The sequence below is a fragment of the Marinimicrobium agarilyticum DSM 16975 genome, assembly GCF_000423345.1.
Classification (GTDB): domain Bacteria; phylum Pseudomonadota; class Gammaproteobacteria; order Pseudomonadales; family Cellvibrionaceae; genus Marinimicrobium; species Marinimicrobium agarilyticum.
This window is the reverse complement of the sequence record NZ_AUHU01000008.1, coordinates 217,185-241,616: the sequence shown is the minus strand read 5'-3', so window position 1 is coordinate 241,616 and position 24,432 is coordinate 217,185. Positions and strand designations below refer to the sequence as shown.

Here is a 24,432-nt window from a genome sequence, read left to right as displayed (position 1 = left end):
TTGAAGTTTGGCATGGCGTCGCATCCTTTAAACGATGCCTGAATTTTAGCAAAAAGTGCCTTATTTTTGGAGTTTTTCTACGGCCTCAACGCCGCCAACACGGGCCGAGCGCAGCGAGGTCCCGCCCCAGCTTCGCTGGGGCGAAGTGCTTGGCCTTGTTAGCGATCCGAGTTGTTTTCATTGCTGGCTTTGTATTCGATGTTGAGCGGTTTGTAGAACGAAAATAACCAAAGGCCAAACGTAGCAACACTACCTATTACGGCCGTAAATACCGCGGCTATAAAAAGGCCCATGAGCGGCCCGATAAAAATTGCGCTGAAGCCGGTAACAGGCTCTTCATTCCATGTCAGTGTTGACATCCCAGCTGCGGCCATTACACCAAATAATACGAAAATTGGGAAAAACCCAACAGTTAGTCCTATGCCTAAGAGTTTGTATACCGTTCCCGCTCCAATTTTTGCAACTTTTATATCGGGCATTCTTAAAATCTCCTTTATATTTTCGCTAACGCCGCCAACACGCGCAGCTTTGTAGTGGAGGCGGAGCCGCAACGGAAAAGCTGTCGCCGTGATTGGCTTGGTTATGTGTTTTGCACCTAAAATCAGAGCCCATCATTTATCATTCCTTTGATTTTCTGTGCCTTTTCAAAATGATCAAGTTCGTGCGTCTGAATCCACCATGTAGCCGCTTCCATTAGCAACTTGGGATCATCATTTTTGTTGGCGAAAAATGCATAGAAGGAAAGGCCGACAGTGCTACCTTTGGCCGCTATTTTTCTGTCGCACACTTCGATTATTTTGGCTCTTAGATCACTTCTCATTTTTTGACTAATTCCTTTGTATCACGGTCACCCAAACACATAACGTCGCAAACAGCGGCCGAGCGTAGCGAGGTCCAGCACCAGCTTGCTGGTGCGATGCTGATTTGCTTTGTTACGTATTGTCATATTCTAACGTGCCCAAGCGATTCTATTGACCGATACTCCTCGGGGGCCTCATCAAGCTTTTCCAAATCAATGCCCGATAGCAGCATCACTGCTTTATAGGCATCTAAAATGACCTCATGCATACGTTCAAGATCTTTGAGCATGATGGCTCGACCATCGTCAGCTTCAGCTCTTAACCGAAAATTGTGCTCTCTATAGAACGAGTGAGATAGTCTATTTCGTTCCGTTAAAGCTGCGGCGAGCAAGTTTTCCAATTTATCGATTGAAGCCACTTTATTCTTTGCATTCTTAATCAATCGCCCTAGTGTGTATCTGTCGATCTTGCTATATATATCATTTGCGATGTCTGAATTTGGAGCCTCAATTAGATCAGCGCTTACCGCCTCTTCATAGATAAGCAGTGTCCCAAGCTCCGTCTCAAGGAGCTGGGCTGCTTCTGCAACGAAGCCAAACTTGCGGTACACGTCTTCTACTGTGGGCATAGGCTCACTCTGATACGTAACGCCGCGCACACCGGTGCGAGCATCCGGCAGCCGAAGGCTGCGCAGTGCTGCGATTGGTTAAATGTCTTGGGTATTCTGCTTCCTATACTCGATAAAGTAGTAAGAAAGCGCACTAAAGAAAAAGACAAATATCGTAGTAACAAACCAAGCCCACTTTCCTTTCCTATACATGTCGCGCCACATCAAAAATAAATTGGTCATGAGTGCTATACCACCTATTCCCCAGTATGCTCTAGCCGCTGTATTCAGTCCATAACCCGCTTGGTCAGAAAGCGGATAATCCCAACCGCCGAACCCTAGATCAACGACATATAAGCTAGCCAAAAAGGCCAGACCAATCGAAAACGTGAGCTTGGCGATAGACTTCTCAGTCATGAGATACCGTACATTTAACGCCGCGTGCAAGGGCGCGAGCTTGCGAGCGTCCCACCGACGCTTGCGGCGGTGTATTGGCACGCATTGTTCTGTGCTCTTGGTAACCCCGAAGACGACCTTTTAGTGCAGCGCATAGGCTTTATAGGCCTCGGTTTTATCACGGGTAATGTCTTCGGCAGTGCTGCTATTCAACTTGAACCGAAGCAGGGAACTTGCTGCTTCCAGTTTGGCGATTTCAAACTCTCTCTCGGCACTTTTCGCAGTGCCATTTCTAATCTGCTCCAATCGCGAGGTGACTGTCATGGCAAGGCTACCACAAAAGGTTCTCAGGCTTTGCAAGTCGGCTCCATCATCGATCAATTTTATGACCGATTCAAATGCCTGGTCCACATCGACTTTCTCGTATACCTTCATAATTTCCTTACCACAGAACATTTGTATATCGAGCCGGCACGCTTTTCCTCTATGCGCGTTTCCGCTTAAATGCCGCTAACTCATTGAAATGAATAATGTAATATGAACTTTAGCATAGAAACAACAGGGGGAAACCGTGCCAGCTCAGTTTTCGACCCGACGTCGCCTGTTATTTACCGCAGTAGCGTTTCTAATGTTCTGATATTAAAAGAAAAATTGTCATCGGACCGCAAAAAACGTGCTCTGTAAAGACGACCTATACGACAAGCTTTGCAAGACTGGCAAATATACTGTATAAAAATACAGAAACTGATCGTTATTACAGGGAGTGATTCTGATGCCATCCAGCCCTTTTCTGGAAATGATTCGTCGCGATATTCGTCTTCGTGGATACAGTCTTCGGACTGAGAAGACTTACCTCTTTTGGATCAAGCAGTTTATTATCTTCAATGACAAGCAACACCCCACTGCTATGGGAGTCAACGAGGTTAAGGCATTTTTAACCTGGCTGGCGGTGGATCGTCACGTCGCCGTCAATACACAGAAGGTCGCGTTGAACGCAGTGGTCTATTTGTACCATAAGGTGTTGGATACCCCGCTCGGTGAAATTGATTTCTTACCCGCGAGTAAACAACGCCATCTACCCACAACGTTAGCGCCCAGAGAAATTCGCGCAATTCTGTCCCATTTACCTCAGCCTCAGCGGCTGATTGTTTCTATTCTCTATGGTAGCGGCTTAAGAGTGTCTGAATGCCTGCGCCTCAGGATACAGGATGTGTGCTTTGATCGAATGTCACTGACCGTCCGAGACGGTAAAGGAAAAAAAGATCGTCAAACGCTTCTGAGTCAGTCGTTGGTCCCTGAGTTGAAAGAAGCAATTGAAAAAGCACTTGCGACTCAGCAAAAAGACAACGAAAGCGGGATTGGCCCTTCCATGCCCGGTGTACTCGCGAAAAAGTACCCCTCTGCCTATCGCACACCTGGATGGATGTTCATTTTCCCATCTGAATCGATCAGCGAACATCCGCTCACCGGGACGCTTTGCCGGCACCATTTACATGACTCTGTCGTTCGGAAGGCACTGCGTCGTGCTGTGCCAGCAGCGGGGGTCGTCAACAAGCGAGTCAACTGCCATACCTTTCGGCACTCGTTCGCCACCCATTTGCTGGAAAGCGGCTATGACATTCGTAGCGTCCAGGAGCTACTGGGGCACAACGATGTGAAGACGACGCAGATTTATACACATGTGCTGGGGAAACACTATGCAGGGACCCGCAGTCCGCTGGACACGATAGTAGATTAATGCGCCACAAAGACCTTTAGGCACGCTACCTCCCGTAGTGCGACATCGTCCATGTGGCAACGGGGCTGGTTGGTTTGTCTGGTAAACGTATCAGATAAAGGGGGGATTGCAAGGTTGGAATGGTAGGTGGCGCGCTTCGCGCTTACCGTACCCTACGAATTCCAGGGTCTCAACGCGTCGAACCGTTATGCTCTGGGGGCTCAATAGTAAGTCAGTGGTCACTGTCGTTCGAGGGGATGATTTTTACGACCTGTTCCTGGGCTTTGCGCTCCTCCTCAGTGGTGTTGACGCGGGTTTCAGGCTCCCGGTATTGGGGCTGGAGGTGTTGTTCCTGTTTGAAGCCGCAGCTGACGCATTCACGGAAGTCTTTGCCGTTCTCGTCGTTGTAGACGAGGATGCGGTCCATTTCGGAGCAGCGGGGGCAGATGGCCCCGGCGATAAACCGGGGCGTTTTGCTGAAAGCCATGGGCTAAGCGGCCTCCTCATCAATGCCGCTGTGCCGTAGCAAAGGTTGAATGCTCGGTTCGCGGCCGCGGAAGTTGACGAACAGTTCCATCGGCGGGCGACTGCCGCCCTGTTGCAGGATTTCTTTCAGGAAGCTTTCGCCGGTCTCTCGATTGAAAATGCCCTCTTCCTCGAAACGGGAGAAGGCGTCGGCGGAGAGCACTTCGGCCCATTTGTAGCTGTAATAACCGGCCGCGTAGCCGCCGGCAAAAATGTGGCTGAAGCTGTTCTGGAAGCGATTGAACGCGGGCGGTTTGACCACGGAGACTTGATCGCGCACTTCATCGAGCAGCTGTTGGGGCGCTTTCGGGTTCTGCGGGTTGTAGTCCGCATGCAAGCGGAAGTCGAACAGGGAGAATTCGATCTGCCGCACCATCTGCATGCCGGACTGGAAGTTTTTGGCCGCCAGCAGTTTGTCGAGCAGGGGCTTGGGCAGCGGTTCGCCGGTTTTGTAGTGGCCGGAAATCATCGGCACGACGTCCGGCTCCCAGCACCAGTTTTCCAGGAACTGGCTGGGCAGTTCGACCGCATCCCAAGCCACGCCGTTAATACCACTGACGGCGGCGACATCAATCTGGGTCAGCATGTGGTGCAGGCCGTGCCCGAATTCATGGAACAGCGTGGTCACTTCATCGTGGGTGAGCAGTGACGGGGTCTCGCCCACCGGCGGGGTGAAATTACAGGTCAGGAACGCGACCGGCCGCTGCACGCCGCTCTCGGTTTGCCGGCGTACCCGGCAGTCCGCCATCCAGGCGCCGCCACGTTTGTTTTCACGGGCGAAGATGTCGAAGTAAAAGCCGGCGATGTGCTCGCCGTCTTTGTAAATCTGATAGAACCGAACGTCCGGATGCCAACTGTCGAAGGAGGCCACCGGCAGAATGTCGATGTCATAGAGGCGTTTGACCACATCGAAGAGGCCGCCGATCACCCGCTCGGCCGGGAAGTAGGGCCGTAGCTCTTCCTGTGACAGGGCGTAGTCCGCCTGCCGCAACTTTTCACTGTAATAGGGCATGTCCCAGGCTTGCAGGTCGGTGCAGCCTTCTTTTTTGGCAAAATCTTTCAGCTGCTTAACGTCTTTTTCCGCCAAGGGTTTGGACTTGTCAGCCAACTCATTCAGAAAGCCGATCACCTGCTCGGTGCTGTCGGCCATTTTGCTGGCCAATGACAGCTCGGCATAGTCGTTGAAACCCAACAACCCGGCCAGTTCGTGGCGCAGCGCCAAGGTCTCATCAATGATCGCGGTGTTGTCCCATTCGGCGGCGCTGCTGCCGTCGGCTTTCTGGCCTTCGGCGGAGGCGCGAGTCACGAAGGCCGTGTAGGCCTCGCGCCGCAGCGCCCGATCATCGGCATAGGTCATCACTGCCAGGAAGGAGGGAATGTCCAGAGTAATGACATAGCCGTCCAGTTCTTTCTGTTTGGCGGCCTGAGCGGCCTGCTCAAGCGCCGATTTCGGCAACCCTTCCAGGTCGGCCGGGTCGGTAAAGTGCTTATACCAGGCCTGGGTCGCATCGAGCACGTTGTTCGAGAACTGGGTGGAAAGTTCGGACAGGCGCTTTTTGATTTCGCCGTAACGTTGTTTCGGCTCGCCCTCAAGCGTAACACCCCCAAGGCGAAAATCCCGCAGCGCGTGATCAATCGCCTGGCGTTGGGCCTGGGTCAGCTGTTTGTATTCAGGGCCGTCCGCCAAGGCCTGATAAGCTTTATACAGGCGTTTATCCTGGCCCAGTTCGGTATTGTATTCGGTCAGTAAGGCCACACTGGCGTTGTAGGCCTTGCGCAGTTCGTCGTTATTGCACACCGCGTTGAGGTGGCTGACCGGGGACCAGGCCTGCTCAATGCGGTCCTCCTCCGCTTCCAGCGGTGCGACAAAATTGTCCCATGTCGGTTGCTCGAGCCCTTTGAGCAGTTGCTCGCGGTGGGCTCGATTCTCCTCAATCAACTGACGGATGGCCGGCTCCACATGCTCCGGTTTGATGGCGGAAAACGGGGGCAGTTCGTGGGCTTCCAACAAGGGGTTGGCCATAGATGACTTCTCCAAAATTCACTCTCAACATTCGCGCTTAACTTCCGGGAACGCTACCATGATACACCGGTAGGACCATAATCACCGGTCCCGAGGTATCGCAATGACTGAACGAGGTAACGTCCTATGAGTGCATCTGACGCTTTGGCCCCGGGCCTGCGGGCCTATCAGGGCTATACGCCGCAACTGGGCGAACGGGTCTATGTGGACCCGGCCGCTGTGGTGATCGGCGACGTCAGCCTTGGGGCCGACTCATCAGTCTGGCCCTGCGCGGTCATTCGGGGCGATATGCACCATATACGTATAGGCGAAAGGACCAGTATTCAAGACAATACCGTCCTCCATATCACCCACGCCGGCCCCTACAACCCGGATGGCTACCCCGTGACCATCGGCAACGACGTCACCGTCGGCCACTCCGCCACGCTGCACGGCTGCACCATCGGAGACCGGGTGCTGGTCGGAATTGGGTCAACCGTACTCGACGGCGCGGTGGTAGAAGACGACGTCATCATCGGTGCCGGCACCCTCGTCCCCCCGGGCAAACGCCTGGAAAGCGGCTACCTTTACGTAGGCTCCCCCTGCAAACCGGCCCGGCCACTCAAAGACAACGAACGGGAGTTCTTCCGATACTCCGCCAACAACTACGTGAAACTCAAAGACACCTACCTGAACGACAACAACTAGAGGGCCTGGTTATGCACGAGATCTATCTGCCGGAAAACAACATCGAAGCCTACCTGGTACAGGGCTTGCTCGAATCCGAAGGTGTGGAGTGCGAGATTCGCGGAGAATATCTACCCGGAGCGGCAGGGGAGTTGCCGGCGGGGAACAACATTTCGTTATGGGTGCATGAGAACGAAGTAGAGGCTGCCAAAGCGGTACTGCAGCGGTACGAGGCGGGGGAGTTTGCGGCGGAGTGATTGGAGAATGGATAGGAAAATGAGGGTTTGGTGGGTGACGGGGAGTTAGTTGGTAGGTGGCGCGCGCTCCGCGCGCTTACCAACCCTACACGACGGTTAGACGGTTAGACGGTTAGACGGTTAGACGGTTAGACGGTTAGACGGTTAGACGGTTAAATGTGGCACTGAGGTCGGGGCGAGGTAGAGTCTTCGCAGACTCTCTGACGCCTACATGGATGTAGGTGTTAGGGCGACGCAGGAAGCCAAAGCCGAGGCATGGATGCCGATGAGAAGCCCCCATGGACGGGTTCACGGCGGGTCTGCGAAGGCTCTACCTCGCCCCGACCGGACACGACTAGTACGACTGGAAATAGTTTATGGAAGCGGTATTTACGGCATTTGCGAGTTTTATGTGGGGCACGCCCCTGGTCATTCTGCTGGTCGGGGGCGGCACCTTCTTCGTCGTCTACTCCAAAGGCCTACCCTACCGCCACTTCCGGCACGGCTTCCACATCCTGCGGGGCTACTACGACGACCACGACGACGAAGGCGACATTCCCCACGCTCAGGCACTGAGCACCGCCCTCTCCGGCACCCTCGGCCTCGGCAACATCGCCGGCGTGGCGCTCGCCATCACCATGGGCGGGCCCGGCGCCGTTTTCTGGATGTGGGTCACCGCCGTCATCGGCGTCGCCACCAAATTCTACACCTGCACCCTCGCCGTCATGTTCCGCGGCAAAGACAGCCTCGGCCAGCTCCAGGGCGGCCCCATGTACGTGGTGCGCGAAGGCCTGGGTAAACGCTGGTGGCCACTGGCCGGACTGTTCGCAGTCGCGGGACTGCTGGGCACCATGCCGGCGTTTCAGGTCAACCAGCTGGTACAGATTATGCGCGAAGTGGTCGCCATCCCGGCGGGATTGGCGACGAACGACAGCCATTTTGCCTTCGACCTGACCCTGGGTCTGATCATAGCGGGGTTGGTGCTACTGGTCATTACCGGTCACATTCGCCGCGTAGGGCAAGTGACCTCTCGGCTGGTCCCCACCATGGTCCTGATCTACCTCACCATGACCGTGATTCTGCTGGTTCGCTACGCGGGCGAAATTCCCGCCGCCTTTGGCCAGATCATCAGCGACGCCTTTTCCGGTCAGGCCGCCGCCGGGGGCGCTATCGGCACCGTCATCCTGATGGGTGTGCGCCGAGGCGCTTTCTCCAACGAGGCCGGCATCGGCACCGAATCCATGGCCCACGGCGCCGCCAAAACCAAGGAGCCCGTGCGCGAAGGGCTGGTGGCAATGATGGGGCCAGTGATCGACACCCTGTTGGTCTGCACCTGCACCGCCCTGGCCATACTGGTCACCGACAGCTGGCAGGTGAACAGCGACATCGATGGGGTGACGTTGACCGCCCAGGCCTTTGAAACCGCCTTTCCCGGTTTCGGGGCCTATTTACTGGCTCTCGTGGTGGCCCTGCTGTCCCTGAGCACCGTATTTACATTCTGGTACTACGGTAGCAAATGCCTGGGCTTTCTGGTCGGGGCTCAGCACCAGCACCACTATGTGTGGATTTACACGGCCCTGGTCATTTTGGGGAGCATCGTCAGCCTGAAAGCCATCGTGGGGTTGGTCGATGGCCTCTACGCCACCATGGCCATTCCGACTATGGTGTCAGCCTTATTGCTGGCCCCCAAAGTGAACCGCGCCGCGCAGGACTACTTCAAGCGTCACCCCTGAACCGGAGCGTACAATTTATAGACAAATATTTACGCAACACCAGCGCATAGTGTCTGTCCAATGCTACAACGCGGGCGCCTGTCATCAGCCGCCCCGCGCCTATAACTTATTCGCTTGGAGGTTCTATGCAACCCACCCTCTTCCGCTGTGTGGCCCTTTCCTCAGTACTGTTCGGAGCGTTGGCGTTATCTGCCTGCAGCCAGCGCCCTTACATTCCCGTCGCCGACGAAACCCTGAAACCAACCGCCAAAGGCAATTTTGACTTCGTTTTTGTGGCCGAGGGCGAGCGCATACCCCGTTTTGAGACGGTGTTTATCGAGCCCGCCGAGGTCACCCTGAGCGACTATTGGCTGAGGGACCACCGGGGCGATTACACCGACCGTGACCTGGAGCGTATTCATACCGAGTACGCACGGCTGCTCAATGAGGCTCTGAAAGAGGGGTTGACCGAGCGCACCGGTGTCACAGTGACCACCAATCGCGCGGAGGCGCAGATCGTGTTTACCCCGACGCTACGGGACCTGAACATTTACGGGCCGGACCTGAGCGTTCCGGGCATTACCCGCCACTACACTCAAGACGCGGGGACCGCGACCTTTGATCTGGTGTTGCACCGCCCCGACGGCCACCCCATCGCCCAGTTTGTGGATCACCGGGAAGCCGACGGCATGATGGCCAACCAGTTGGAATGGACCACCCGCGGATCAAACTACCGGCACTTCCGCCAGCTAATGGACCGCTGGACCGGTAACCTGGCGCAATATCTGTTGATTGGCGGTGCGGTTCCATCAGCCGAAGCACCCTGATAGTAGGCCCGGAGCGCTGTGTGTGCGGCTTAACTTTGCGCACAGCGCTCTTGTGGCTATAATGCGCCCTCGCGAACATACTAAGCGAGGCACCGCCTCCCATAACGAGGACCAAGCACCGTGAGTCTAGTCAAGAAACGCATCGGCCTTTTAGTGGCTGTCAGTCTGGGTCTGCTTTCCGCATTGGCGGTGGCTCAGTCCAACGAAGTGACCGAAGCCATCAAATCCCGCCTGGCACCGGTGGGTGAAGTCTGCATGGCGGGTGAAGACTGCGCCGCCGCACCGGTGGCCAGCGCCAGCAGTGGTGAGCCACGCTCGGGGGAGGAAATTTACAACTCGGCCTGTATGACCTGTCACAACGCTGGCGTTTCCGGCGCCCCCAAACTGGGCAGCGTGGAGGATTGGGCCAGCCGCATCGACAAGGGCACTGAGACCCTATACGACCACGCCATCAATGGCTTTAACGCCATGCCGGCCATGGGGCTGTGCAGTGATTGTTCTGAAGAGGAAATTAAGGCGACCGTGGATTACATGATCGAAGAAAGTAGTTAAGCGGTAGTTTTGGCAGGTGGCGCGCTTCGCGCTTACCTGCCATCGATAGTCCGCGTAGGGTTGGTAAGCGCGAAGCGCGCCACCTACCGAGAGCCCTTCAATCGAACATTCCCAACAAACTGCTCAACGTCTCCTCCCCCTTCGCCACATTCTTCTCGGGGCTGTGTTCCCCAAAGCCTTCGTATTCGATGTCTTCCACCGGCAGCTCTTCCAGGAAGCGGCTGGGCGTGGTTTCACTGACCTCACCGAACTGTTTGCGCTTGCCCGCCAGCGTCATGGTCAGGGTGCGCTGAGCGCGAGTAATGCCCACATAGGTCAGGCGCCGCTCTTCCTCGATGTTGCCGTCCTCAATACTGTTGCGGTGCGGTAGCAGGTCTTCCTCCATGCCGATCATGAACACGTGGGGAAACTCCAGACCCTTGGAGGCGTGCAGGGTCAGCAGCTGCACCTGGTCCATCTCGTCTTCTTCCTCCTGACGCTCCAGCAGGTCCCGCAGTACCAGCTTGGCGATGGCTTCCTTGATGGTGATGTCTTCGCCATCCTCGTCGGGCTCCATGGTCCGGCCCAGAGAATCCACCAGGTAGTGGACGTTTTCCCAGCGGCGCTCGGCGGCCTTGGGGGTACTGGCGTTCTGGTGCAGCCAGGCTTCGTAGTCCATATCCTCGAGCATTTCCCGAATGGCGGCCACGGGGTTGTCGCCGTGGCAGCGCTGGTGCACCCCTTCAATCCAGTGCACAAAGCGGCGCAGGCGCTCGAGTGCTTTTTCGTTGAGCTGGCGCTCCAGGGCCATTTCGTTGACCGCGCTGAACAGGCCGATGTGGCGTTCGGTGGCGTAGCGGCCCAGCGTTTCCAGGGTGCTGGTGCCGATCTGACGGCGGGGGGTGTTGATCACCCGCAAAAAGGCGTTGTCGTCATCCGGATTCACCAGCAGGCGCAGGTAGGCCATGACGTCCTTGATCTCGGTTTTGGAGAAAAACGAGGAGCCGCCGCTGATCTTGTAGGGAATCTGGTGCTGCTGCAGCTTGATCTCCAACAGCCGGGCCTGGTGGTTGCCCCGGTAGAGCACGGCGTAGTCCTTGAACTTGCGCTGGTAGCGCAGCCGGCTGGTCAGAATTTCGGTGGCGACGCGTTCCGCCTCGGCCTCCTCATTGGAGCAGCGCACGATACGGATCGGGTCGCCCAGGCCCATCTCACTCCACAGGGCCTTGTCGAATTCGTGGGGGTTGTGGCTGATCAGGTGGTTGGCCACCTTCAGGATGCGGCTGGTAGAGCGGTAGTTCTGCTCCAGCTTGATCACCTTGAGCGCCGGAAAGTCCTGCTTGAGCAGGCTCATGTTTTCCGGCCGGGCGCCGCGCCAGGCGTAGATGGATTGGTCGTCGTCCCCCACCACCGTCAGGGAGCCGCGTATCCCCACAATCTGCTTCACCAGCAGGTATTGGCTGGAGTTGGTGTCCTGGTACTCATCCACCAGCAAGTAGCGGATCTTGCGTTGCCAGCGGGCGAGCACCTCGGGCTGGTTCTGAAACAGTTGCACCGGAATCAGGATCAGATCGTCAAAGTCCACGGCATTATAGGCCCGCAGCGCCTGGTTGTAGCGCTCGTAGACCCGGGCGATGGTCTGCTCGCCGGGGCTCTCGGCCACGGCCAACACCTCATCCGGGGGGGTGAGGTCGTTTTTCCAGTTGGAAATCTGGTGTTGAACGCGGTTCAGGTGGTCGCTGTCCAATTCGCCGTCTTTGAGCAACAGCTCCTTGAGCAGCGCCCGGGCGTCTTCGGCGTCAAAAATCGAGAACCCCGGCTTGAAGCCCAGGGCCTTGTACTCGCGCCGGATGATGTTCAGGCCCAGGTTGTGAAAGGTGGAGACGGTCAGGCCCTTGGCGGCGGCGCCCCGCACCAGTGAGCCCACCCGCTCTTTCATCTCCCGGGCCGCTTTGTTGGTAAACGTCAGGGCGGCGATGTGGCGCGCCGGCTGGTCGCACTTTTCAATCAGGTAGGCGATCTTGCGGGTGATCACACTGGTCTTGCCACTGCCGGCGCCCGCGAGCACCAGGCAGGGGCCATCAATGTAGCGCACGGCTTCTCGCTGGCGGGGGTTTAGCTGGGCCACGGGACCTCACAGTTGAGCAATACAGACGCGGGCAATGCGCACGGCGCGGCATTGTAGCAGGGGCCAACTTCCATGCAAGCCGGGCCGCAAAAGTGGTTTATTATGCTTGAAAGGTGGTGTAAAGTCGCAGGTTGGCGCGGATTTCTTCATGCAGTGTGATCCGTCAGGTCGATAGACAGACGGCGTCATAAGCGCCTCCCCAAGCGACGCCGAAGGAACAGTGGAAGTGGGCAATGGACCGAATCGTTAAGATTCTTTTTATAGACCGCGAGGAAGGCGAGTATCTGTTGCTGGCCGACTTGCTGTCTAAAATTCACCACACGGATTATCAGCTGGTCTGGCATGACCGGCTAGATGGTGCTTTGCCGACGATTTTTGGCGACGACTACGATCTGATCCTGCTCGATTACTACTGGGGCGATGAGACCGCCCGGGATCTGCTCACCGCCGCCAAGACCCAGGCCTGCACCACCCCCATCGTGGTCATGACCAGCGAGATGGAAACCGAGGTGGACCGCGAAGCCATTCGCGCCGGCGCCGCCGACTACCTGATCAAGGGCCAGATCAACACCCAATTGCTCGAGCGCACGCTACGCTACGCCATTGAGCGCAAACGCACCGAGCAACACCTCAGCCGCCTGGCCCACTACGACACCCTCACCGATATCCCCAACCGGATTCTGTTCCGGGACCGCCTGGAACACGCCATTCGCCTCGCGGACCGGGAGCAGGGCCAGTTCGCCCTGATGTTCATTGACCTGAACGGCTTCAAGCAAGTGAATGACAACTTCGGCCACGACACCGGCGATACCATGATCCGGGTCTGCGCCGAGCGCCTGAAGGAGTGCATGCGCCGCTCGGACTCGGTGGCCCGCATGGGTGGGGACGAATTCACCCTGCTGCTGGAAAACACTGAAAGCACCACCGACATGGCCCATGTGGCCGAGAAAATCATCGAGCGTATTTCGTCCCGCTACCACATTGGTGGCTACGAAATGAGCATCGGCTGCAGCATCGGCATTGCCGTCTACCCCGATGCGGGCCGGGACGCCGATAGCCTGCTCAAAAGCGCCGATATGGCCATGTATCAGGCCAAGCAGCAGGAAGACAGCAGCTACCGCTTCTTCACCGAGGCGATGAACAAAGAGGTGCGCCTGCAACTGCGGATGGAAGCGGATTTGCGCACCGCCATGAAAGAGCAGCAACTGTATCTGGAGTATCAGCCGCGGATAGACCTCAAAACCGGCGAGATCGTCGCGATGGAAGCGCTGCTGCGCTGGGACCACCCGGAAAAGGGGGTGCTGGACGCCAAGGCGTTTATCCGGGTGGCGGAGGATACCGGGCTGATCAACGACATTGGCTACTGGGTCGTGGAGCGCGCCTGCCTGGATCTGCGCATGCTTCAAGACGAGTGCCGACTGGACCTGCTGATGTCGGTCAACCTCTCGGTACGCCAGTTTCGCGACGAACAACTGGTCCACCGCCTGGCGGCCACACTTAAATCCCTCAACGTGCCGGGGCGCAATCTGGAGTTCGAGCTGACCGAGCCCAGCCTGATGGACAATCTCGAGCTGGTCAGTCTGTGCATGCGTCCGCTGTCCCATCTGGGGCTGACCTTCTCCCTTGATCAATTCGGCAGCGGTTTCTGCTCCTTTCTGCAACTGCAGCGGCTGCCAATCCGGTCGGTAAAGATCGACTCCCAATTCCTCTCCGCCCTCAATCGCAACGAGGAGGATCAGCGACTGGTTCGCGCGATGATCCACCTCGCCCACAACCTGGACAAAACCGTGATCGCCGAAAGCGTCGAGACCCAGGCCCAGCGGGACTGGCTGGTCGAGGCCGGTTGCGATCAGATGCAGGGTTACCACTTCTGTGGCCCGCAACCGGTGGAGAAAGTCTGCCTCACCGTCAAACAGTGGCACGGCATGAGCTAACAATTTCTCACAATTCGGTTCGGGTATTCGTGCTACCGTCCTGCCCTTTGTGACGCTGGCGGTGCCCGAAGCGAAAGGACCACCGTCCAAGGCAACCAGAACGAAGGAAGCGCTCTCATGTCTGCTGAAATGGCCATCGACACCCGGGGGCTGAGCAAACACTTTAACGGGGCCCACGCCGTCAGGGGCATCGACCTGCAGGTGCCGCGCGGCACTGTCTTCGGCCTGCTAGGCCCGCGCGGAGCGGGCAAAACCACCACAATGCGCATGCTCTCCGCCTTGCTGCTACCCAGCGGTGGCGAAGCCCGCGTGCTCGGTCACGACCTTGAGCGGGAGCCCCAGACCATCCGCGCCCGGGTCAACCTCACCGGCCAGTTCACCCACGTGGATGACACGCTCTCCGGGCAAGAGACCCTGACACGGGTGGCGCGGCTTCACGGCATCAGCGGGTTGGGCTCCCGGGTGCGCACCAATACGCTCTTGAAAGCCTTGGGCCTTCTGGAGGCGGCCCCGCGTCCCGTCAAACTCTATTCCCAAAGCATGCGCCGGCGGCTCGATATCGCCGCCTCACTGGTGCTTCCGCCGGAGTTGCTCTTGCTCGACGAACCCACCGAAGGCCTGGACCCCCTCTCTCGCCGCCGGGTCTGGGACATGGTGCGCGCCCTGCGAGCCGAAGGCACCACCGTTTTTTTAAGCACCCAACAGCCGGAAGAGGCTGAGCAACTGGCCGATCGAATTGCCGTGCTTGAGCAGGGTAAAGTCGTCGCCGAGCACCCCCTGCTGGGTGACATTCCTCCGTCGCTGACGGACCAGCGGACAACCCGTCCACCGCCTGTGGCGGACCGATCCTTAGACTGAGCCGACCTTCAAACGGGAGGTTGCGACAGCCGTGACAATCCACGCTGACAGCGCGGGCCGGGAGCGCTACACTGTGGAGCTCAACGTACCGGCAACCGAGAGTGGATATGATCAGCGATTTTGCCCAAAAGGTCTTTCAGGAGCTCGACCGGAAAATGCCGGCCCTGAAGGAAATGTTTCCCAAAAAAGAGCTGCAGGCAGCCGTCCAATCGGCACTTGGAAAGATGGATGTGGTCACCCGCGAGGAATTCGACGCCCAGGCGGCGGTCCTGCAACGCACCCGCGAGCGACTGGAAAAGCTCGAACAACAATTGACGGAGCTGGAGCAAAGCCAAAAGAGCGACTGAGTTCCTGTTTTGGTTGGGCAGGGTTCGTTATAGTGCCCCTCTGAATTGATTCGTCCCACGACTGCAAGGATTGCGAATGTCACTCGCTATTGTCTATTCCCGAGCCAAGCTCGGTGTCCAAGCCCCTCTGGTTACCGTCGAAGTGCACCTGTCCAACGGGCTGCCCGCTCTGAACATGGTGGGCCTGCCGGAAACGGCCGTGAAGGAAAGCAAAGACCGGGTGCGCAGCGCCATTCTCAACAGCCACCTGGAATTTCCCGCCCGACGCATTACCGTCAACCTCGCGCCAGCGGACTTACCCAAAGAGGGCGGTCGCTTTGACCTGCCCATTGCCCTGGGCATTCTCGCCGCCTCGGGTCAGATTCCCGAAGACAGCCTCAGCGACGGAGAATTTATGGGCGAGTTGGCGCTGTCCGGGGATCTGCGCCCGGTCACCGCAGCGCTACCGGCGGCCCTGGCGGCAAGCGATGCCGGGCGCTCACTCACCGTCAGTGCGGACAACGCCGAGGAGGCCGCGCTGTGTCAAAGCACGCCGATCTACCGCGCCAAAAACCTGCTTTCGGTGTGCGCCCATCTGCATCAACGGGAAAAACTTCCCCTGGCGGAGCCCGCGGCGGATGAGCCGGGGGCGAACATCGCCCTCATGGACCTGAGCGATGTGAAGGGTCAGGTACAAGCCAAACGCGCCCTGGAAATCGCCGCCAGCGGCGGCCACAACCTGCTCATGTACGGCCCACCCGGCACCGGCAAAACCATGCTCGCCAGCCGTTTGCCCGGCCTACTGCCGCCCCTGGAAAATCGCGAGCGGTTGGATGTGGCCGCGGTCTACTCGGTGGCACCGGGCGCACCGGCGCACCATCATTCCACCCGTCCGTTCCGCTCGCCCCACCATACCGCCTCGGCGATTGCCCTGGTGGGGGGCGGCTCCCACCCCAAGCCCGGTGAGATTTCCCTCGCCCACAATGGAGTGCTTTTTCTGGACGAGCTGCCGGAATTCCACCGGCACGTGCTGGAGGTCCTGCGCGAACCGCTGGAGAGTGGCGAGGTGCGCATCTCCCGGGCCAAAGCGCAGGCGGTCTACCCGGCCCGTTTTCAGTTAATCGCCGCCATGAACCCCTGCCCCTGCGGCTACCACGGCGCCCTGGACGGAGGCTGTACCTGCACGCCGGACCAGATTCGCCGCTATCGGGACAAGATCTCCGGACCGCTGCTGGATCGCATCGATATGCATGTGCCGGTGCGCCTACTCAAGCGGGGCGAACTGCAGGGCAAACGCGAAGGCGAACCCAGCACGGCGGTGCGCCAGCGGGTCATCGCTGCCCGCCAACGCCAGCTGGATCGCCAGGGCAAAGCCAATCATTTGTTGAGCGTGCCGGAGCTCGAGCGGGTGTGCGATTTGAACCAGGCCAACCGCACCCTGCTAGAAGACGCCATTGAAACACTGGGCCTGTCGAGTCGGGCCTATCACCGGGTTCTGAAAGTCGCGCGAACCCTGGCTGACATGGCGGGCTGTACCGCGCTGGAAGCGGCGCATCTGACCGAAGCGCTCGGCTATCGGACGCTGGATCGGCGGCCCAAATAATCCACGGCAGATTCTCAGGAAAGGATAGTTGCGTGTTCATCATTCCCATTCAAAACAAACCCGACTGGTCCCGCCCACCGGTCATCACCCTCGCGCTGATACTGATCAACCTGCTGGTGTTTGTATTTTATCAGGGCCTGGACGAGGGCAAGCGCGAACGGGCGATCGAAACCTACCGGCAACTGGAGCTGAGCGCGATCGAGCGGCCGCACTACACCCGCTACTTGCAGCAGGAAAAACCCGAGGCCTACGAGCGCTGGAAGGCTATTACCGAGTCCGCATCAGAACCATTGAGTATCGCGCCTCTGGTGGTTCAGGATATTTCATTTGATGCCTATCTGCGCGACATCTGGCGCGAACGCGAAGCTGGTGAGACCGAAACCTGGCAACGCAAACGTCGGGAGTTCGAAGCCGAGCGGAATACCATCAGCGTGCTCCAGGCCGGTTTGATCCCGGCCGACCCCGAGCCGCTGGACTTCATCACCAGCCTGTTCCTACACGGAGGCTGGGGCCACCTGCTGGGCAACATGGCCTTTCTGTTTCTGTTTGGTTTTATTCTTGAAAGCGCGCTGCGGCCTTCGGTCTATGTGGCAATGTACCTGGCGGCCGGGTTGGCCGCGGATGGCCTGTTTCTGGTGTTCAATATGAATTCAGTGGCACCGGTGGTGGGCGCCTCCGGGGCTATTTCCGGGTTGATGGGGATGTATCTTGCGCTCTATGGTTTCCGGCGCATTCGCTTTTTTTACAACGTGTTGTTTTATTTTGGCGAGTTTACCGCGCCGGCGCTATGGGTGTTTCCGGCGTGGCTGGCAAAGGAGTTCTACGGTTACCTGTTCGTGGAATCCAATACCGCCTACTGGGCCCACATTGGAGGGCTCCTGGCGGGCTCGGCCATGGTGTTGGCGCTACCCCAAAGCCGCCAGCGCTTTGCCCAAAAGGAACAGGACGCTGAGCGCGAGGATACGCTCAATCAGAAGCTGCGCGACGTTCAAACCCTGGTGGCCAACCTGGATGTAGAGCAGGCGCGCCGACGAACCGAACTGTTATGCAAACACTACCCGAACGACCCCCGCCCCTGGGAGACCCTGTTTGATCTGCACAAAACCCAACCCTCGAAAAAGGCCTTTCATCAAGCGGCCTTCTCGGCCCTTCGCGCCTTCTGCCAGAACGGCGATGCGGACCCCCATTGGCCCGCCATGATCAAGGAGCTACTGGGCGAGTACCGCTCACTTTCCCCCAATGCCCCGGCCCTTACCGGTGACCTCTCACTGATGCTCAGCCGGCGCTTCTGGATGATGGGTGAACGTTCCTACGCCGAGACCTATCTTAAACGGGCCCTGGAGAGAAATGCCAAACCTCAACCCCTGGCCAATATGGTTCACCGCGTTTACCAACACTATCAAAAGAGCACCGACATAACGCGAACACGCCAGTGGCAAGAGGCCCTGCAACGCCTCAGCGAGGCGCCGAGACCGAAGCCTGATTCAGAACCTCGATAAGCTGATCGAACTGCTGGCGCTGCGGACAGCGGGGAAATTTTTTTACCACGTATTGCGCGATGGCCTGTGCCTTGGCCTCATCGTTCAGCGGTTCACTGAACGCCTGGGCCACCAACAAATAGGCGCGCGGCACCGCAGGGTGTCCGGGGTGTTCTTTGTGGAAATTGTGCAGCAGGCGCACCATCGCCCGGTACTGACCTTGCTGCCAAAGCACTTTCCCCAGCTCCACGGCGGTCTCGGCCCGGTCCAGTTTGAAGCCCGACACACGCTTTTGGGTATCCTGCAACACTGGAACACCGCGCGCCAATTCCCCGCGCCGGGCCAACAGATCGAGTAGATAATTACTGTGATTGCGGAGCGACTCATCGTCCTCCAGTAGCATCAGCAGTTTGTGGTATTGCAAGTGCAGCTCAACGTCGTCCCGGACCCGGTCCAGGGCGGTTCGCAGACAGCGACGGGCGTTGTCATACTCGCCATCGCTGAGCAGCACCGCGGACTCGCCCAACGCTTTGGCTTTGGTAAACGCCTCGGGGTCCATATCGGTATCATCGTCGGGTTCCACCTGATAGCCCAACTCCTGCTGATACTCATACAAAACGTAACCCAACATGGTGTACATCACGAAGGTAAAGTACGCGGTAAACGCCATGGTTATCGGAATCAACACCAAGCCACCGGCAACATTGGAAAACAGCATCGTCGCGTAGTAGGGCCCGGCCGTGATGACCTGAGCACAAAACCACAGCAACAAGTAAGGCCAGCCCACGGTCACCATCAGAGACAACAGCGCCAGTGGGTTCATGGCGCGACGAACCGACTTCTCCACGGCCAGAAGCATGGTTGAGGCCGGCATCGCCAGGGTCACAAAGCCCGACACCAGCAGACCGAACGGCTCCGACACTCCCGTCGCCCCGGCGACGATTCCCCAGAGCCCCACCAACAGGGCCATCTGCCGCAGAAACAAGTGGTCTTCATCGCCACTGACCGCCTCGCTCAAGGTTGGAGGCGTGGTTTTCCCCAGCCCCCGCTGCTCAATAATGGCAAAGCCGTACTTGATCAGAATGGCACCCATCAACAGCGCCACACCAATCGCCAATAAGCCCGTGCTCAGCAATAGGCTCAAGGCGGCGACGACCGCGATGGCAATCAGTGCATGGGTATGGAGAGGGTAAGTCAGGAAATGCGGTAATTGCTGCCAGAACGGCTTGGCATCGGCCGCGTTCCCCAGGTAACTCAATGGGTTATTGCACCGAATGCAGGCCGGGCCCCGGCGGCCCCAATGACTGCTATGGCCGGCGGGAATACATTTTTCGCCGTAAAAGGTCTGGCACCGGGCGCATTGCCAGGTAGCGGTTGTTCCGGGAAAGAACTGACACTCCATTTTTGCCACGGGTTTCTCCTCCTTAAAGAAGTGGTCGCATTATTTTACATTTAGCTTACCACAGCCCCGCGGGAGCGAGAACCCGGACGATCCGCCACCACCTCACAGGTTGAGCAGCTCCTGGAGATATTGCCGATGGGAGCGCAGTTGGGCGGTCGAGTGGCGCAGGGATCGATCGACGTTGGCGAGCATGGTTCGCACTGTGGCGTAGTCCGAAGCGTCGACCCGCCGGTCGTAGTCCTCGGGCAGTACCCCCATGCCGGTCAGCACCGCGTACCAGCTATCCTCGGCAAACAGGTCCAGGTCATTGCGAACCAGGCGGCCCTGGTTGCGGTACAGCGCGAGCTTTGCTTTGAGGGAGTCGGGAATCGCGCGCGCCTGCCAATCTCTCCAAAAGGGAGAATCCTGCCGGGTGGAAGTGCAGTAATGCATCACGATAAAGTCGCGAATATTCTCGTACTCAATGTCCATCAGCCGGTTGTACTCGCGGCGTGTAGCGCCGCTCTCGACCCGGTTCGGCATCAGCTCGACAAAGTTCAGAATCGCCCGCATGATGAGGTACAGCCCGGTGGACTCCAGCGGCTCCAGAAAGCCCCCGGACAGGCCCACCGCCAGGCAGTTCCTGTGCCACATTTTCTGGCGCTTTCCGGTCGCAAACCGGATGATTCGGGGCTCAGCCAAAGCCGGTTCGGCCAAGGCGGCCAGCAACGCCTGGCGGGCCTTGTCTTCGCTGCAGTAGCGATCACAGAACACATAGCCGTTACCGGTGCGAGTCTGCAAAGGGATACGCCAGCGCCAGCCTGCCTCGTGGGCAATGGCCTCGGTGTAAGGCGGTAACGTCTCGCCCGGTTCGGACTGCACCACAGCGGCGGCATTGACCGGAAGAAACGCCTCCCACGGTAGGTATTGTACCTTCAATGCCTTCTCGATCAGCAGCGCGCGCTGACCGGAGCAGTCCAGGAAAAACTCGCCGCTCACCGGCGGGTGGTCGTTGAGCCTCAACTCACTGATATCACCGTCGGGGGTGTGACTGACGTGCTCAACCGTAGACACCAGGTGCCGAACGTTGTACGTCGCGGCATAGCGCTTGAGGTACTCGGCCGCGAGCCCGGCGTCGAAGTGAAGGGCGTAACCCATTCGGCTCAAGTTGTTGGGCCGTTTAGGGTCAGGGATATAAAACTTGCCTTCGCGGGCCATGGCGGCGGACGGGCCGTAGTCGGTGTAGGCGCCCGCCTCGCCATTGTGAGTGCATTTCAACCACTGCTGGAAAAAGGGTTGGGCATCGATTCTCGCCCCGATATTGCCGAAGGGGTGCCAGTAGCGGTGGCCCTGAGAGTGCCACTCGCTGAATTTGATTCCCAACTTGAACGTCGCGTTGGTTTCCCGCATGAAGTCAGCTAACGGTATGTCGAGTATCTGCAGAAAATCCACAAACGAGGGAACCGTCGCCTCCCCGACGCCGACGGTGCTGATGTCGGGTGACTCAATCAGAGTGACCGTTGCACCGCTCCCCTTGAGAATGCGGCCCAGTAAGGCGGCGCTCATCCAACCGGCGGTACCGCCACCGAGAATGACGAAGGATTGAAGGGGGCAATGGTTATGCATGGTGAGGCACCTTGACGCAAGCGTTTGGACAATCATCCCGAAAGGGAGCCGTTCATTCAATGCTCAGTACGAAGAAAAAAGAGGCTCCGAAGGAGCCTCAAAGAGAGAGAATCAATGGAGACCGGGTCGTGCGATCAGAAAGTCGCACGCAGTCCCAACTGGAAGCGCCTTCCGGTCATCTCCACCAAGCTGACGCGATCTCGTTGACCCAGATACGCGAGACGGGTTTCGTTCGTCAGGTTGATCGCTTCAAAGGACGCAGTCAGGTTATCGGTGAAGTCGTAGGACATACTCATATCCACCTGGCCGTACTCATCAGTGTAAGAGGGCTGAAGACCATCACCGGTGCGACTGTTCATAAAGCTGTCTCGCCAGTTGTAGGCAATACGGGCCTGGAAGGCCTCCCTGTCATAAAAACCGATCAGGTTATAGGAGTGTTTGGCGAAACCTTCCAGGGCAGAGCCCGGTTCGGGTACCAGCGGTTGGTTGACCGGATCGGCGTCCTTGTCCTCACTGTCCGAGTAGGTGTAGTTTGCCTGCACGCCGAAGCCATCCCACAAACCGGGCAGATAGCTGAAGTAGTGCAGCGCGGACAATTCGACCCCTTGGATCACGCCACCGGGGCGGTTCTCCTTGCGGTTGGAGTTGTACTGGACGACTTCGCCGTTCTCGGCATAGGCATCTGCCAGCGCGGGCTCGATCGGACCGTCCCAGGTGCCAACAGTGGTGATGGTCGAGATGAAGTTGGTGATGTCCTTGTGGAAGAGGCCGACCGAGTAAGCACTTTCATCGTCGGCGTAGTACTCGTAGCTGAGATCAAACTGGGTCACTTCATAGGATTTCAACTGGGGGTTGCCACCAGTGATGTTCACCAAGGGGCTGTTGACACCCGGACTCTCCGAGTAATTCACGCCCGCATCACGCATATTGGGGCGAGAGATGGTTTTCGCCGCGGCCGTGCGCACAACATGCCCGCCGCCAAGATCAAACTTCAGGTTCAAGCTGGGCAGGAAGTGGTCCTCGGTCGACTCGACCGCATGGGGTTCCCGGCCGCCAGTAGCGGTGTTAATCACCAGGTCCGGCAAATCCGACGCTTCCTCGTCCAGCTCCAGGAGGCTGATCCGCGAGGCGCTGCCCGAAGCGGTGTTGGTAATGTCGACGTAGCGAACGCCAAAATTACCCGACCAGAAAACTTCACCCAGATCGCCTTCGAAATTGGCCATGGCATAGACGGAAAGGTTTTCCTCGCTGTTGGCGTAGGTACCCGCAGCGTCCCGGTTGACGGTATCCCAGCCAGCTTCAACGACAGGCGCGCGGTAGGCCTGGGAGGGGTCGTTGGCAATGAGCTCTTCCAGGTAGGTCTGGGTAGCCTCGCGATACGCCTGATGGTCTGTGAGTTGGACCCACTGGCGGGGAAAGTTACCCCCTTGACCATCCATAAAGTTGCTGTCGCTCAGGGTCAGCACGTTGCTGGGCAATACACCAATGTCGGAGGCGCCGCCCCAAGTGCTGCCATCACCAATCCACATACCGGCACCGTTCCAACTTGCCAGACCGGTTTCCGCATCAAACTCGGTACCGTACCCATTGAAGGCCACAGTGCGATCCTGGTAGGCCACGCCCGCCTTGACCGATTTAACGATCCCGGCGTCAATCTCGTACAGTGCATCCAGTTTCACTTCCGAAATTTCATCCTCAACGTCGCTTGCCGCATAACGCTGCCAGGCGGCGCGTACCTTTGAGATGTCCGTGACATCCAGCCCCCCAGAGGTCGTCATGCCGGGCACGTCGGTACGGTAGTCGAGATGGATTTCACTCGGGACAATGTTGCCGTTGTCGTCGTACATAGTGTAGTGAAGCGCGGTCGTATTGTCCCCTTCCCAATCACTTTCAGCCTTCGAGTAAGCAACATCGAACTCAAGCGTCAGGGCACCTTCGGTGAACACGCTGTTAAAGCCCGCAGCAGAGGTGATCGACTCCGACAACGCATAGTCCACGTTCATCTCAAGGTCGGTATTGGCCACCGTGGCTTCCAACATTGTACCGGCGTCACTGACAACCACGTCGGTATATTTGCTCTCGTGCTGCAGCGGAACCTGCAGACCAGAACCCAAAGCTTCCCGGTCAAGCTTTGTGTAGAGCAAATCCAGTGTGTGTGAGAAATTACTGTTGGGCTCCCATTGAAGTACTGTCGTGAAACCGGTGCGCTCACGTTTCTCATCCAGCATACTGTAAATTGAACGGCCCGGGCCGCGGCTGCCTTCCAAGTCGGTGGGCTGGCCATCTTCGCCCATTACCTGATCGGCGGGCAACGGGAAACCGAAGCCACTACCAGAGTATTCGTTCCAGTGACTGGCGCGATAGAGGTCGATACGCCCCTCTGTCTCCTTATGAGTCACACCCAACAAAACCCCAATCGTGTCATTGGCGAAAGTGTTGCTGATCAGACCGTTGACCTCCGGGCTGATTTCCTCGGACATATCATGGTAGTGAGCTTTGACCGCCCCAACAGCGTTGAAGCCCGGGTCATCCAGCGGGCGGGCGGTACGTACGTTGACATAGGCACCGATACTGCCAGCACTCAGATCTGCGGTGGGAGATTTGATCACGTCGGCACCGCCAATCAGCTCCGATGGCAGTAGCTGGAAGTCGAAGCTGCGACCACCCGTGGTAGTAGCCAGGGTGCGATGGTTGAGCTTCACAATATTGAACTCCGGCCCGAAGCTGCGAACGCTGATCTGGGAGCCTTCACCGCCGGCTCTTGAAATGGTGACACCGGTGATGCGCTGCAGGGATTCGGCGACGTTCTGGTCGGGGAATTTACCGATGTCTTCTGCGACAATGCTATCCTGGATAACATCAGCGTTGCGCTTCAGGTCCGTTGCCTGATTCAGGCTCGCACGGATACCGGTTACCACGATTTCCTCGAGCATGGGCTCTTCTTGGGCGTAGGCGCTCGTGGCTCCGAGCGCGGTGCTCGATGCCAGGATCACGGCAGACAGTGTTTTTTGCTTAAACATATCGTGCTTCCTCGTTCTCTAATGCATTATTGTTAAAT

The 24,432-nt window shown here is 58.0% G+C and carries 22 protein-coding genes; 11 read left to right on the top strand and 11 right to left on the bottom strand.

All coding sequences use genetic code 11. The features are described 5' to 3' along the window. Window positions 1-158: 158 nt before the first annotated feature. The 5 genes from G547_RS0110620 to G547_RS0110600 all read right to left on the bottom strand — a co-directional run bounded on the left by G547_RS0110620 (window position 159) and on the right by G547_RS0110600 (window position 2,238). Entirely contained in the window at window positions 159-479 is a 321-nt protein-coding gene (locus G547_RS0110620) for a hypothetical protein (RefSeq protein ID WP_036188035.1), read from the bottom strand. 122 nt (window positions 480-601) lie between these two features. Continuing rightward, on the bottom strand, window positions 602-820 hold the full coding sequence (locus G547_RS0110615; RefSeq protein WP_027329842.1) for a DUF6500 family protein: 219 nt from the start codon (window positions 818-820) through the stop codon (window positions 602-604). A 122-nt stretch (window positions 821-942) separates the two neighbouring features. Beyond that, window positions 943-1,428: a hypothetical protein gene (locus tag G547_RS0110610; RefSeq protein ID WP_027329841.1), complete on the bottom strand. Its 486-nt coding sequence runs from the start codon at window positions 1,426-1,428 to the stop codon at window positions 943-945. 78 nt (window positions 1,429-1,506) lie between these two features. Beyond that, window positions 1,507-1,824, bottom strand: a complete 318-nt coding sequence (locus G547_RS20980; RefSeq protein WP_027329840.1) for a hypothetical protein — start codon at window positions 1,822-1,824, stop codon at window positions 1,507-1,509. 120 nt (window positions 1,825-1,944) lie between these two features. After that, window positions 1,945-2,238: a hypothetical protein gene (locus G547_RS0110600; protein WP_157209839.1), complete on the bottom strand. Its 294-nt coding sequence runs from the start codon at window positions 2,236-2,238 to the stop codon at window positions 1,945-1,947. A gap of 337 nt (window positions 2,239-2,575) precedes the next feature. On the opposite strand from G547_RS0110600, the gene G547_RS0110595 reads away from it, so the two are divergent. Then, a complete protein-coding gene (locus G547_RS0110595) occupies window positions 2,576-3,541 on the top strand; it encodes an integron integrase (RefSeq protein ID WP_027329838.1) in 966 nt (321 codons plus the stop codon). A 211-nt stretch (window positions 3,542-3,752) separates the two neighbouring features. Here the strand turns inward: G547_RS0110595 and G547_RS0110590 are convergent, their stop codons facing one another. Beyond that, complete coding sequence (locus tag G547_RS0110590) at window positions 3,753-4,007, bottom strand: YheV family putative zinc ribbon protein (protein ID WP_027329837.1); 255 nt, start codon at window positions 4,005-4,007, stop codon at window positions 3,753-3,755. 3 nt (window positions 4,008-4,010) lie between these two features. Continuing rightward, on the bottom strand, window positions 4,011-6,068 hold the full coding sequence (gene prlC / locus G547_RS0110585; protein WP_027329836.1) for an oligopeptidase A: 2,058 nt from the start codon (window positions 6,066-6,068) through the stop codon (window positions 4,011-4,013). 126 nt (window positions 6,069-6,194) lie between these two features. Between prlC and G547_RS0110580 the strand changes: the two genes are divergently transcribed. The 5 genes from G547_RS0110580 to G547_RS0110560 all read left to right on the top strand — a co-directional run bounded on the left by G547_RS0110580 (window position 6,195) and on the right by G547_RS0110560 (window position 10,061). Beyond that, window positions 6,195-6,755 carry a gamma carbonic anhydrase family protein gene (locus tag G547_RS0110580; protein WP_027329835.1) on the top strand — a complete coding sequence of 187 codons (561 nt, stop codon included), beginning with the start codon at window positions 6,195-6,197 and terminating at the stop codon, window positions 6,753-6,755. Between the two features lie 11 nt (window positions 6,756-6,766). Further along, on the top strand, window positions 6,767-6,991 hold the full coding sequence (locus G547_RS20975) for a putative signal transducing protein (RefSeq protein ID WP_084645882.1): 225 nt from the start codon (window positions 6,767-6,769) through the stop codon (window positions 6,989-6,991). A gap of 356 nt (window positions 6,992-7,347) precedes the next feature. Next, window positions 7,348-8,703, top strand: coding sequence for an alanine/glycine:cation symporter family protein (locus tag G547_RS0110570; RefSeq protein WP_027329834.1), 1,356 nt, complete (start codon window positions 7,348-7,350; stop codon window positions 8,701-8,703). Window positions 8,704-8,828: 125 nt separating this feature from the next. Next, window positions 8,829-9,509 (top strand): DUF3313 family protein, encoded by a 681-nt coding sequence (locus G547_RS0110565; protein ID WP_027329833.1) that lies wholly within the window; start codon window positions 8,829-8,831, stop codon window positions 9,507-9,509. 120 nt (window positions 9,510-9,629) lie between these two features. After that, window positions 9,630-10,061: a c-type cytochrome gene (locus G547_RS0110560; protein WP_027329832.1), complete on the top strand. Its 432-nt coding sequence runs from the start codon at window positions 9,630-9,632 to the stop codon at window positions 10,059-10,061. A 97-nt stretch (window positions 10,062-10,158) separates the two neighbouring features. Here G547_RS0110560 and rep read toward each other — a convergent pair whose 3' ends face one another. Then, window positions 10,159-12,168, bottom strand: coding sequence for a DNA helicase Rep (rep, locus tag G547_RS0110555; RefSeq protein WP_027329831.1), 2,010 nt, complete (start codon window positions 12,166-12,168; stop codon window positions 10,159-10,161). 233 nt (window positions 12,169-12,401) lie between these two features. On the opposite strand from rep, the gene G547_RS20970 reads away from it, so the two are divergent. The 5 genes from G547_RS20970 to G547_RS22665 all read left to right on the top strand — a co-directional run bounded on the left by G547_RS20970 (window position 12,402) and on the right by G547_RS22665 (window position 18,388). Next, window positions 12,402-14,102, top strand: coding sequence for a GGDEF domain-containing response regulator (locus G547_RS20970; protein WP_051235233.1), 1,701 nt, complete (start codon window positions 12,402-12,404; stop codon window positions 14,100-14,102). A gap of 117 nt (window positions 14,103-14,219) precedes the next feature. Continuing rightward, complete coding sequence (locus tag G547_RS20965) at window positions 14,220-14,960, top strand: ABC transporter ATP-binding protein (RefSeq protein WP_051235231.1); 741 nt, start codon at window positions 14,220-14,222, stop codon at window positions 14,958-14,960. A gap of 107 nt (window positions 14,961-15,067) precedes the next feature. Then, window positions 15,068-15,307, top strand: a complete 240-nt coding sequence (locus G547_RS0110540) for an accessory factor UbiK family protein (RefSeq protein WP_027329830.1) — start codon at window positions 15,068-15,070, stop codon at window positions 15,305-15,307. 76 nt (window positions 15,308-15,383) lie between these two features. Then, entirely contained in the window at window positions 15,384-16,889 is a 1,506-nt protein-coding gene (locus G547_RS0110535) for a YifB family Mg chelatase-like AAA ATPase (RefSeq protein ID WP_027329829.1), read from the top strand. 32 nt (window positions 16,890-16,921) lie between these two features. Next, window positions 16,922-18,388: a rhomboid family intramembrane serine protease gene (locus tag G547_RS22665; protein WP_051235229.1), complete on the top strand. Its 1,467-nt coding sequence runs from the start codon at window positions 16,922-16,924 to the stop codon at window positions 18,386-18,388. Here G547_RS22665 and G547_RS0110525 read toward each other — a convergent pair. From G547_RS0110525 to G547_RS0110515, 3 genes are all read right to left on the bottom strand, one after another. After that, window positions 18,345-19,778 (bottom strand): tetratricopeptide repeat protein, encoded by a 1,434-nt coding sequence (locus tag G547_RS0110525; protein WP_157209838.1) that lies wholly within the window; start codon window positions 19,776-19,778, stop codon window positions 18,345-18,347. The two genes, G547_RS22665 and G547_RS0110525, sit on opposite strands and share 44 nt — an antisense overlap. 93 nt (window positions 19,779-19,871) lie before the next feature. Next, window positions 19,872-21,374: a tryptophan halogenase family protein gene (locus G547_RS0110520; RefSeq protein ID WP_027329827.1), complete on the bottom strand. Its 1,503-nt coding sequence runs from the start codon at window positions 21,372-21,374 to the stop codon at window positions 19,872-19,874. Window positions 21,375-21,508: 134 nt separating this feature from the next. Continuing rightward, on the bottom strand, window positions 21,509-24,394 hold the full coding sequence (locus G547_RS0110515; protein WP_027329826.1) for a TonB-dependent receptor: 2,886 nt from the start codon (window positions 24,392-24,394) through the stop codon (window positions 21,509-21,511). Between the last annotated feature and the right edge of the window lie 38 nt (window positions 24,395-24,432).

What these genes read in the sequence shown, in the direction of transcription:
- G547_RS0110620 (WP_036188035.1), bottom strand. Translation starts at nt 479, where the DNA reads ATGCCCGATATAAAAGTTGCAAAAATTGGAGCGGGAACGGTATACAAA.
- G547_RS0110615 (WP_027329842.1), bottom strand. Translation starts at nt 820, where the DNA reads ATGAGAAGTGATCTAAGAGCCAAAATAATCGAAGTGTGCGACAGAAAA.
- G547_RS0110610 (WP_027329841.1), bottom strand. Translation starts at nt 1,428, where the DNA reads ATGCCCACAGTAGAAGACGTGTACCGCAAGTTTGGCTTCGTTGCAGAA.
- G547_RS20980 (WP_027329840.1), bottom strand. Translation starts at nt 1,824, where the DNA reads ATGACTGAGAAGTCTATCGCCAAGCTCACGTTTTCGATTGGTCTGGCC.
- G547_RS0110600 (WP_157209839.1), bottom strand. Translation starts at nt 2,238, where the DNA reads ATGAAGGTATACGAGAAAGTCGATGTGGACCAGGCATTTGAATCGGTC.
- G547_RS0110595 (WP_027329838.1), top strand. Translation starts at nt 2,576, where the DNA reads ATGCCATCCAGCCCTTTTCTGGAAATGATTCGTCGCGATATTCGTCTT.
- G547_RS0110590 (WP_027329837.1), bottom strand. Translation starts at nt 4,007, where the DNA reads ATGGCTTTCAGCAAAACGCCCCGGTTTATCGCCGGGGCCATCTGCCCC.
- prlC (WP_027329836.1), bottom strand. Translation starts at nt 6,068, where the DNA reads ATGGCCAACCCCTTGTTGGAAGCCCACGAACTGCCCCCGTTTTCCGCC.
- G547_RS0110580 (WP_027329835.1), top strand. Translation starts at nt 6,195, where the DNA reads ATGAGTGCATCTGACGCTTTGGCCCCGGGCCTGCGGGCCTATCAGGGC.
- G547_RS20975 (WP_084645882.1), top strand. Translation starts at nt 6,767, where the DNA reads ATGCACGAGATCTATCTGCCGGAAAACAACATCGAAGCCTACCTGGTA.
- G547_RS0110570 (WP_027329834.1), top strand. Translation starts at nt 7,348, where the DNA reads ATGGAAGCGGTATTTACGGCATTTGCGAGTTTTATGTGGGGCACGCCC.
- G547_RS0110565 (WP_027329833.1), top strand. Translation starts at nt 8,829, where the DNA reads ATGCAACCCACCCTCTTCCGCTGTGTGGCCCTTTCCTCAGTACTGTTC.
- G547_RS20970 (WP_051235233.1), top strand. Translation starts at nt 12,402, where the DNA reads ATGGACCGAATCGTTAAGATTCTTTTTATAGACCGCGAGGAAGGCGAG.
- G547_RS20965 (WP_051235231.1), top strand. Translation starts at nt 14,220, where the DNA reads ATGTCTGCTGAAATGGCCATCGACACCCGGGGGCTGAGCAAACACTTT.
- G547_RS0110540 (WP_027329830.1), top strand. Translation starts at nt 15,068, where the DNA reads ATGATCAGCGATTTTGCCCAAAAGGTCTTTCAGGAGCTCGACCGGAAA.
- G547_RS0110535 (WP_027329829.1), top strand. Translation starts at nt 15,384, where the DNA reads ATGTCACTCGCTATTGTCTATTCCCGAGCCAAGCTCGGTGTCCAAGCC.
- G547_RS0110520 (WP_027329827.1), bottom strand. Translation starts at nt 21,374, where the DNA reads ATGCATAACCATTGCCCCCTTCAATCCTTCGTCATTCTCGGTGGCGGT.
- G547_RS0110515 (WP_027329826.1), bottom strand. Translation starts at nt 24,394, where the DNA reads ATGTTTAAGCAAAAAACACTGTCTGCCGTGATCCTGGCATCGAGCACC.